Consider the following 8256-nt stretch of genomic DNA (forward strand, 5'->3'; position numbering starts at 1 on the left):
GCGCTACACCTCCCACGTGCTGATGGCCACCGACGATGCGTGCATCGAGGGCTACCGCAAACTGGCGCAAACCTGCCATGCCCACGGCACCCTGGTGTTGTCCCAGGTGTTCCATCCGGGCCGGGAGATCATGGAGTCCAGCGATGGCCTGCTGGCGGTGGCCTACTCCGCCTCGTCGGTGCCCAACGAACGCTTCCGGGTGATGCCCCGCGCGCTGGACCAGGCCATGATCGATGAGATCGTCGCCGGTTACGCCGCTGCCGCCCGGCGCCTGCATCAGGCAGGCATCGATGGCGTCGAAGTCGTGGCCAGCCACGGTTACCTGCCGGCGCAGTTCATCAATCCGCGGGTCAACCGGCGTACCGATGGTTACAACGGTGAGCTGGAACAGCGATTGCGTTTTCTCCGTGAAGTGATCGCCGCGGTGCGTGCGGCGACCGACGAGCAGTTCATCGTCGGCCTGCGCATTTCCGCCGACGAGCGCGACCCGGAAGGACTGACCGAAGACGAATCCCTGGCCGCCGTGCAGTCACTGCAAACGCAGCTTGATTACGTGCATATCGTCGCCGGCACTTCGGCATCCCTTGGCGGCGCGGTGCACATCGTGCCACCCATGGCGATCGAAGCGGCGTACCTGACCAGAGAAGCCGGGACGTTCAAGGCGAATTTGAACATTCCGCTGTTCGTCACCGGGCGCATCAACCAGCCCCAGGAAGCCGAGCTGATTCTGGCTCGCGGCCAGGCCGATGTGTGCGGCATGACCCGGGCGCTGATTTGTGATCCACAAATGCCCAACAAGACCGACACCGGCCGCGTCGAAGACGTGCGGGCGTGCATTGCCTGCAACCAGGCGTGCATCGGCCACTTCCACAAGGGCTTGCCGATTTCCTGCATCCAGCACCCGGAAACCGGGCGCGAACTGATCTTCGGCGAACGCCGACAAGCGCCACAGCGCAAACGCATCATGATTGCCGGCGGCGGTCCGGCCGGGATGAAAGCCGCCACCGTCGCGGCCCAGCGTGGCCATGAGGTGACGCTGTACGAAGCCAGTTCGCAATTGGGTGGTCAGGTGTTGCTCGCGCAACTGTTGCCACGACGCAGCGAATTCGGCGGTGCGAGCACCAACCTGCAACGGGAAATGCAACTGGCCGGTGTGCGCGTGGTGCGCAATACCCGAGTCGACCGGGCACTGGTGGAGCAGGAAAAACCGGACATGGTGATCGTCGCTACCGGTGCCGAGCCCTACTGGCCGCCCTTCGAGCGTGGCGGTGAATTGCAGGTGGTGGACGCCTGGCAGGTGTTGCGCGATGAAGTCCAGATCGGCCGTTCAGTGGTGGTGGTCGACTGGCGTTGCGACTGGATCGGCCCCGGCATCGCCGAACGTCTGGTTCGCGCCGGGCACCAGGTGCAACTGGCGGTCAACGGCACCCATTGCGGGGAAAACTTGCCGCTGTACGTGCGCGATCAACTGGCCGGGGAGCTGCATAAACTCGGGGTACCGATCACGCCGTACGCGCGGTTGTATGGCTGCGACGACAACACGGTGTACCTGCAACACACCGCCAGCGGTGAGCCGATGCTGATGGAGAACATCGACACCCTGGTGCTGTGCCAGGGCCATCAACCGGTCGATACCCTGGGTGCTGAACTGCAAGGGCTGGTGGAGTTCCGCCGCATCGGCGACTGCCTGGCGCCGCGCACCGCCGAAGAAGCGATCTATGAAGGACTGAAAGTCGCGTGGGAGCTTTAAGGCTGTTTATACTCCGGGGCTTTAACGGCTCACACCGCCCCTGTAGGAGTGAGCCTGCTCGCGATAGCGTCAGTACATTCAACATCAATGTTGGCTGACCCACCGCATCGCGAGCAGGCTCACTCCTACAGGGGATGCGATCCTCCTCCCGGTTCGGAATTTTCCATGAGCAACAACAGCAAATCACAGCCCGCAACCGGCAGCGCCGAGCCGCATTTCCTCGGCACGCGCATTCGCGGCCTGCGCAAGCGCCGGGGCATGACCCTGGCGGAACTGGCGCAACAGAGCGAACTCACCGCCGGCTACATCAGCCAGCTGGAGCGCAACCTTGCCTACCCGTCGATCCCGGCGCTGTTCAACATTGCCCGCAGTCTGGGCGTCACTATCCAGTGGTTCTTCGCCAGTGAAGCGGTCACCGCGCCCGAAGACGATGGTGTGGTGGTGCGCAAGAACAGCCGCCTGAACGTGCATTACGAAGACGGCATCGTCGATCAGTTGCTGACCCCGCAAGCCAACCGCCAACTGGAAATGCTCCACTCGCGTTTCCCGCCCGGCACCTACAGCCAGCAAAGCTACAGCCACGACGGTGAAGAAGCCGGTTACTTGCTCTCGGGGAGTTTCGAGTTGTGGGTCGGCGAACGCCATTTCCAGCTCAACGAAGGCGACAGCTTCAGCTTTTCCAGCCAGGAACCGCACCGCTACGGCAATCCCGGCGATGTCGATGCGGTGGTGATCTGGGTGATTACACCACCGACGTTCTAACGTCGGCTGCGACCGCTTGCCTGAGTGGTACTCGCACGCTTGAGGGTGTCACTCGGCAGCTCGTTGAACAACGCGCGGTAGCTGCTGGAAAACCGCCCCAGATGCCAGAACGACCAGTGCATGGCCACCTCGGCCACGGTGGCTTGCGTCGGCGTGCGGCTGAGCAATTCGCGGCGGGCGCTGTTGAGTCGGCGCAGGCGCAGCCATTGGGTCGGCGCCATGCCGGTGTAAGTCTTGAACGCATGCTGCAACTGGCGCAGTGAAACCCCGGCAACCTGGGACAACTCCAGCAGGTTGAGGTGTTCTTCCGGGGTGTCCGCCGCCCATTCCCCGACCCGCTTCATGATCGCCCGCTCCCCGGCCCGACGCTGCAAGGCGCCCTGGTCGAGACCGACGCAGGCGTTATCGAGAATGAATAGACAATCTTCCAGCAGTTGCTGGGTCAGCGCTTCGCGGCTCGGTGGATCGAAGGTCTGCGACAACCGCGTCAACGTCCCGCTGAGCCAACGGCAGAACAACGCATTCTGCCGGGAGTTGAGCGGCGCCAGGAACAACCCTTCGAGCCGAGCGATGTCCAGGCTGTGGCGCTTTACGAACTCCGGCCCGAACACCACGGCGATTTCCTGGTAGTTCTCCGGGGTGATCCAGATGTTGCGGCTTTCACCATTCAACACGTACAGCGCGTTGTCGCCGCGATCGAAACAGAACGACAACGAACCCTGGGGTGCGCTGAAATTCTGCTCGACCCGGGTGTTCATCGACTCTTCGTAAATCTCCACGCCCTGCAGATCCAGATAGCGCACCCTACCCGCGAAATGCCCCGGCGACATCTGTTGGTAATGCTGGACCCAGCCCGGTGTGGCGCGGATTTGCTCGGCGACATCGGCGGTGTTGAACGCTTGGACCTGGAGGGAATTGCAACCTGTCATGGGGCGACCTTACGCACTCTTTTGGTGCGCTTTGTGCTGCTTAAAGTGGATAGATGGAACCGCAAGGCTCGCCCAAGATAGACGTCAACGCGCTACAGGGGAAGTGTCCGGCGGATGAAACCGGCCTCCCCTGGCGTTAATAAAACCAATAACGAGGTCTTTATGAATGTCCCTTTCGATCAGCTGTTCACTTGGCTGAAAGATCACAAGATTACCGAAGTCGAGTGCGTCGTCAGCGATCTGACCGGCATTGCACGCGGCAAAATCGCACCCACCAACAAGTTCCTGCATGAGCGAGGCATGCGCCTGCCGGAAAGTGTGCTGTTGCAAACGGTAACCGGGGACTTTGTCGACGACGACATCTACTACGACCTGCTCGACCCGGCCGATATCGACATGGTCTGCAAGCCGGACGCCGACGCCGTTTACGTGGTGCCATGGGCCATCGAGCCGACCGCCATCGTGATCCACGACACCTTCGACAAGTTCGGCAACCCGATCGAACTGTCGCCGCGCAACGTGCTGAAGAAAGTCCTGCAGTTGTACACCGACAAGGGCTGGCGGCCGATTGTCGCGCCGGAAATGGAGTTCTACCTGACCCAGCGCTGCGAAGACCCGGACTTGCCGCTCAAGGCGCCGATGGGCCGTTCGGGCCGCGCCGAAAGCGGTCGCCAGTCGTTCTCCATCGACGCGGCCAACGAATTCGATCCGCTGTTCGAAGACGTCTATGACTGGTGTGAATTGCAGGGCCTGGACCTCGACACGCTGATCCATGAAGACGGCCCGGCGCAGATGGAAATCAACTTCCGTCATGGCAACGCACTGGACCTGGCCGACCAGATCACCGTATTCAAACGCACCATGCGTGAAGCCGCGCTCAAGCACAACGTGGCGGCAACCTTCATGGCCAAGCCGGTCGGCGATGAACCTGGCAGCGCCATGCACCTTCACCAGAGTGTGGTGGACATTGCCACCGGCCAGCCGATCTTTGCCGATGCCGATGGCAACATGAGCGAGCTGTTCCTGCATCACATCGGTGGCTTGCAGAAGTACATCCCGAAAGTGCTGCCGATGTTCGCGCCGAACGTCAACTCGTTCCGCCGCTTCCTGCCGGACACCTCGGCACCGGTGAACGTCGAATGGGGCGAAGAAAACCGCACCGTCGGCCTGCGCGTGCCGACCTCAAGCCCGGATGCCATGCGCGTCGAGAACCGTCTGCCGGGCGCTGACGCCAACCCGTACCTGGCCATCGCCGCCAGCTTGCTGTGCGGTTACCTGGGCATGGTCGAGCGCATCGAACCGAGCGCCGCGGTACAGGGCCGCGCCTATGAGCGTCGCAACCTGCGCCTGCCGATCACCATCGAGGACGCCCTGACCCAGATGGAAGAATGCGACACCATCAGCCGCTACCTGGGCAGCAAGTTCGTACGGGGCTATGTCGCGGTCAAACGCGCCGAGCACGAGAACTTCAAACGGGTGATCAGTTCGTGGGAGCGTGAGTTCCTGATGCTCAGCGTCTGAGATCTTCGTTGTCCGTGACGACCTCATCGCGAGCAGGCTCGCTCCTACAGGGGAATGCATTTCAAATGTGGGAGCGAGCCTGCTYGCGATGGCGGCCGCCAGAACACTAAAAAACCACCTGAAGCATCCAATAATTCCAAGAGGTATCGATATGCGTCTTTTGAAATCCGTGGTCCCGGTCGCGCTGGCGGTCCTGTTCAGCGCCGTTGCCCAGGCCCAACCCCAGGTCAGCGTCTACAACTGGACCGACTACATCGGCGAAACCACCCTCRCCGACTTCCAGGCCAAGACCGGGAYCAAGGTGATCTACGACGTATTCGATTCCAACGAAACCCTGGAAGGCAAGCTGCTTGCCGGTCGTACCGGGTATGACGTGGTGGTGCCGTCCAACCACTTTCTCGCCCGCCAGGTGAAGGCCGGCGCGTTCCTCAAGCTCGATCGCGAGCAGCTGCCGAACTTCAAGAACCTCGACCCGAAACTGCTGGCGCTGCTGGAGAAAAACGATCCGGGTAACGCGCACTCGGTGCCGTACCTGTGGGGCACCAACGGCATCGGTTATAACGTCGACAAGGTCAAGCAGGTGCTGGGCATCGATCACATCGATTCCTGGGCCGTGCTGTTCGAGCCGGAAAACATCAAGAAGCTGAGCGCCTGTGGCGTGTCGATGATGGACTCGGCGGACGAAGTGTTTCCCGCGATGCTCAACTACATGGGCATGGACCCGCGCAGCGAAAACCCCGAGGACTTCAAAAAGGCCGAAGCCAAGCTGCTGCAGATCCGTCCCTACATCACCTACTTCCACTCCTCCAAGTACGTATCGGACCTGGCCAACGGCGACATCTGCGTGGCGTTCGGTTACTCGGGTGACGTGTTCCAGGCCGCCAACCGCGCCAGGGAAGCCAAGAACGGCGTGAACATCGCCTACGCCATTCCCAAGGAAGGCGCCAACCTGTGGTTCGACTTGCTGGCCACCCCCGCCGACGCCAGCAATCCGAAAGAAGCCTACGCCTTCATCAACTACCTGCTGGACCCGCAAGTGATTGCCAAGGTCAGCGCGTCGGTCGGCTATGCCAACCCGAACCCGGCCGCCAAGCAGTACATGGACCCGGAGCTGGTCAACAATCCCGAGGTTTATCCGTCCCAGGAAGTCCTCGACAAACTCTACATCTCCACCACGCCGCCGCAGTCGATCATGCGCCTGATGACCCGCTCGTGGAGCAAAGTGAAGTCCAACAAATGAATCAGTACACCAAGGAACACACCCTCTCCTGGTACGCTGCGTCCGCCAGCGGCATGCGGCAGCGTCCCGCACTGACCTCGGACCTTGAGGCCGATGTCTGCGTGGTCGGCGCGGGATTCACCGGCATCAACACCGCCATCGAACTGGCCCGGCGCGGGCTCTCGGTGGTCCTGCTGGAGGCCCGGCGGATAGGCTGGGGCGCCAGCGGGCGCAACGGCGGCCAGTTGATTCGCGGCATCGGTCATGACGTCAGCGGTTTTGCCAGGCACATCGGCGCCGATGGCGTGCAATACCTGGAACATGCCGGGACCGAATCGGTGCAAGTCGTGGCCAATCGCATCCGCGAACACGGCATCGATTGCGACCTGCGCTGGGGCTTCTGTGAACTGGCCAACACGCCGGCCCAGTTCAACGCGTTCAAGACCGAGCAGGCAGAACTGATCGAGTCCGGTTATGCCTTTGAAACCCGACTGGTCGCGCCAGAGCAGATCCGTGAGCAGGTGGTGAACTCCGGTGTGTATGCCGGTGGCCTGGTGGACATGGGCTCGGGGCATTTGCATCCGCTGAACCTGGCGCTCGGTGAAGCGAAGGTCGCCGAGTCCCTTGGCGTGCAGATCTTCGAGCAGAGTCCGGTGCTGGAGTTGATCCACGGCAGCACGGTGCAGGTCCGTTGCGCCGGTGGCACGGTGCGCGCCGGCACGTTGGTGCTGGCCTGCAACGCGCACCTGGAAGAGCTTGAACCGAAGCTCAGCGGCAAGGTGCTCCCGGCGGGCAGCTACATCATCGCCACCGAGCCGTTGTCGGAAGAGGTCGCTGCAAAACTGATCCCGCACAACCTCGCGCTGTGCGACCAGAAGGTCGGACTGGATTACTACCGGCTCTCGGCTGACCGGCGTTTGCTGTTCGGCGGCGCGTGCCATTATTCCGGGCGTGATCCTTCGGACATCAGCGCCTACATGCGCCCGCAAATGCTCAAGGTGTTCCCGCAACTGGTCAATGTGCGCATCGACTTCCAGTGKGGCGGCAAGATCGGCATCTCGGCCAACCGCTTCCCCCAGGTCGGGCGCTTGAGCCAGCACCCGAACGTGTTCTATGCCCAAGGCTACTCCGGCCACGGCCTGAACGTGACTCACTGGTGCGCGAAGTTGTTGGGCGAAGCGATCCATGCCGGACACAGCAAAGGCTTCGACGTGTTCAGCGCAGTGCCGCACATGACCTTCCCCGGAGGACGCGCCCTGCGTTCACCGTTGCTGGCCCTTGGCATGTTCTGGTATCGGATGCGGGAAGTGCTGGGTTGACCGGGTAAACATCTGACCCGCTGTGGTGAGGGGGCTCCCCTCACCACTGGCTGACAGGAATGCAACAGTCTTGAACAAGACCGCCGCAGCAGGGCTAGTTTGGCATCGGGATAGTGACGCCCTCCTTCTGCAATTCTTCCCGTATCGACTGGAATTTCTGGTACTTGGACAATTCGATCGGCCCGTCGTAGCCCATGCTTTGCAGCTTGCGGGGAGGGTATTTGATGTAGGTCTGCATCAGCTTGTTGATCGCCTGACTGATCGGCACCATGGTCCAGGTGCGCTCGGTGATGTTACTCATGAAGATGTCGTAGCGCTCCTGGGGATCTTGCAGCAAGTCAAAGACTTGTGGTACGACCGCCACGTACTTCGACTCACCTTTCCAGCCCAGATTGGAGTCCACGGCCAGGCCGCCGGTCAGCGCACCATTGTCGCCACGCAGGTTGAACACGGCCTTGTAGTTGCCTACACGGGCGGCCCCCGGCGACAACTCGTTTTCGGTGAAGTAGAACCACTCTTTACGTGGGTCGGGGCCAGTGCCGGTTATCACGGGGGTCATGTCGTAGCTGTCGAAATAGATTGGCTGGCCTTCGCGATCCTTCTCCGGCAATTTGATGCCGGCCACCGAGGCGAAGGTCGCCATCAAGTCGAGCCCGCCGAGAATGTCGTGGTTCTTGGCATTGGGCTTGATTTTTCCAGGCCAGGTCATGATTGCAGGGACCCGGTTGCCGCCCTCGCGCACGGTACCCTTGGTGC

At 61.7% G+C, this 8256-nt stretch carries 6 protein-coding genes and 1 pseudogene; 5 read left to right on the top strand and 2 right to left on the bottom strand.

Translation table 11 applies throughout. The annotated features are described in order from the left end of the window. Together ACXRVY_RS11530 and ACXRVY_RS11535 are read left to right on the top strand one after the other, a co-directional pair. Nucleotides 1–1750 (top strand): oxidoreductase (locus ACXRVY_RS11530; RefSeq protein WP_458237426.1); only part of this gene is annotated, 1750 nt, incomplete at its 5' end. A gap of 165 nt (nucleotides 1751–1915) precedes the next feature. Next, entirely contained in the window at nucleotides 1916–2512 is a 597-nt protein-coding gene (locus tag ACXRVY_RS11535) for a cupin domain-containing protein (RefSeq protein ID WP_223460742.1), read from the top strand. Here the strand turns inward: ACXRVY_RS11535 and ACXRVY_RS11540 are convergent. Continuing rightward, complete coding sequence (locus tag ACXRVY_RS11540; protein WP_223460744.1) at nucleotides 2509–3441, bottom strand: helix-turn-helix domain-containing protein; 933 nt, start codon at nucleotides 3439–3441, stop codon at nucleotides 2509–2511. The genes ACXRVY_RS11535 and ACXRVY_RS11540 overlap by 4 nt on opposite strands. Before the next feature lie 162 nt (nucleotides 3442–3603). Here ACXRVY_RS11540 and ACXRVY_RS11545 point away from each other — a divergent pair, with 162 nt between their 5' ends. From ACXRVY_RS11545 to ACXRVY_RS11555, 3 genes are all read left to right on the top strand, one after another. Beyond that, complete coding sequence (locus tag ACXRVY_RS11545; RefSeq protein ID WP_090455086.1) at nucleotides 3604–4962, top strand: glutamine synthetase family protein; 1359 nt, start codon at nucleotides 3604–3606, stop codon at nucleotides 4960–4962. A 151-nt stretch (nucleotides 4963–5113) separates the two neighbouring features. Then, the gene (locus ACXRVY_RS11550) at nucleotides 5114–6202 is read left to right on the top strand and encodes a polyamine ABC transporter substrate-binding protein (RefSeq protein ID WP_458237427.1); all 1089 of its coding nucleotides are present in this window, start codon (nucleotides 5114–5116) and stop codon (nucleotides 6200–6202) included. Next, a complete protein-coding gene (locus ACXRVY_RS11555; RefSeq protein WP_458237428.1) occupies nucleotides 6199–7500 on the top strand; it encodes an NAD(P)/FAD-dependent oxidoreductase in 1302 nt (433 codons plus the stop codon). Before ACXRVY_RS11550 ends, ACXRVY_RS11555 begins: the two co-directional genes overlap by 4 nt. Nucleotides 7501–7594: 94 nt before the next feature. Here ACXRVY_RS11555 and ACXRVY_RS11560 read toward each other — a convergent pair. Continuing rightward, nucleotides 7595–8256: pseudogene (locus ACXRVY_RS11560) on the bottom strand (arylsulfatase); the annotation flags it as partial.

The sequence above is a fragment of the Pseudomonas sp. P5_A2_2 genome (assembly GCF_054177685.1).